The sequence below is a fragment of the Acinetobacter lactucae genome (genome assembly GCF_013344765.1).
GTDB lineage: Bacteria > Pseudomonadota > Gammaproteobacteria > Pseudomonadales > Moraxellaceae > Acinetobacter > Acinetobacter lactucae_A.
In genome coordinates this window covers 1-1718 of sequence record NZ_JABVBF010000302.1, presented here as the reverse complement: position 1 = coordinate 1718, position 1718 = coordinate 1, and the positions used below count along the sequence as shown (strand labels likewise).

General features: G+C 39.2%; 2 protein-coding genes. Both read left to right on the top strand.

The window, feature by feature from the left end; all coding sequences use genetic code 11:
• Positions 1-548 (top strand): FimD/PapC C-terminal domain-containing protein (locus tag HUN22_RS16870; protein ID WP_302675972.1); only part of this gene is annotated, 548 nt, incomplete at its 5' end.
• On the top strand, positions 539-1567 hold the full coding sequence (locus tag HUN22_RS16865; protein WP_174731803.1) for a Csu type fimbrial protein: 1029 nt from the start codon (positions 539-541) through the stop codon (positions 1565-1567). The genes HUN22_RS16870 and HUN22_RS16865, both read left to right, overlap by 10 nt.
• Positions 1568-1718: the final 151 nt, after the last annotated feature.

Below are 1718 nucleotides of genomic sequence, written 5' to 3'. Positions count from 1 at the left end.
TATCGGCGACGGGTTCGTTAGTTGCGGCAGCGGGACGTATCTTTGCGGCCAATGAAATTGGAGAGGGGTATGCGGTTGTCACCAATGCTGGGCCACAAAGTCAAATTATAAATGGCGGGGTCAATTTAGGGGTAACTGATAAGTCTGGTCGATTCTTAATTGCAAATTTAAGACCTTACTTGTCTCATCATATTTACATAGACCCATCATATTTGCCTTTAGAGTGGGATGTTGCATCTACGACTCAGACAGCATTTGTAGGTTATCGTCAAGGAACCATGGTTGACTTTGGTGCTCATCAGGTCATTTCAGGATTAGTGAAACTTGTTGATGCGAACAACTCACCTTTATTGCCGGGTTATAGCGTTCGCATTAATGGTCAGGAAGATGGTGTAGTTGGTTATGACGGCGAAGTATTTATTCCAAACTTATTAAAGCAAAACAAACTTGAAGTCGATCTACTTGATCATGGTTCGTGCCAAGTTGACTTCACTTATAACAGTAATCAGTACTCAACTAAAAAATTGGGGCCATATGTATGTCGATAAGTATTGTAAGACATAATTTCTGGTTGAAAGGGAAAAATCTTTCATTTGCCATTAAGTATATTTTGGCAATAGTTCTGGCTTTTATTGTTTATGCATTTTTTAGTTCGGCACATGCGGCTTGTACGGTAACTGGAACCACTAATAGTACTTACAACTACACAGCGGCTACTATTAATAGTGATGCTACCATGAACTTTTCGGGAACAATACGTTGTCTTGGTGGACGTGGTAGACCAGAAATTTCGAGTTATATGTGCATGAAAACCGTATTTACTGGAACCACAAATGCAATTAACAGTGTTTCATTACCTTATACAGTCACAGCAACTGTAGGTGGAGCTGGGTCTTCTACCACAAACCAAAACTCGAATGTCTGGTACGGGCCGGTGAGAACGGTCGCTTCAAATAATATTGTGAGTTACTCGGTAAATGTGAAAGTACCTGCCCGAACGGGGTCGCTTATTGCATATCCGAAAGGAACATACACTGCTACGATTCAGCTTTTTTGGGATATGCAAGCAAGTTCTAGTACTGTATGTGAAGGAGATAGTGGTGGAGGTTGGGATTCAGGTAATACGACAATAACTGCTAATTATATTGTTCCAAGTTTGTGTCAATTAGATTCAACATCAAATGTTGATTTTGGCAATATAAATGATATTGGTACGACTCGTCGTGATTACATAGCTCAAGGAGCAGTGAATTCGACCTGTAATAATGGAACGCCATACAGTATTTATTTAGGGGATGGAAATAATCGTATTGTTGGTGGTTTTAGGCGTATGACTAATGGTGGTAGTCAGTATATTCCTTATCAGCTTTATAAAGATTCTAACTATAGTACGGTGTGGGATACCACAGGTGGCGTAAGTGCAGTTGGAGGTACAGGTGGTGTTTCTAAAACAGGCTCGGGGAGTACTCAAAGCACAAATGTGTATGGAAAAATTCCACAAGGTTCCTCAATTTCAATGACTCCTGGTAACTACTCAGATACGATAGTTGTTACAGTAACGTACTAATCATTTATTGGAATTTGATATTTAAGCTAACCGTGACTTTAAGACCTAGGTGCAAGGTGTTTTATCTATAAAATCTGATGTGTAATTTTTCTAATTTAAATGAAGTATAAAAGCTTTTAAAGAAAAATGGGTGTAACAAGTAGGTTAGCGA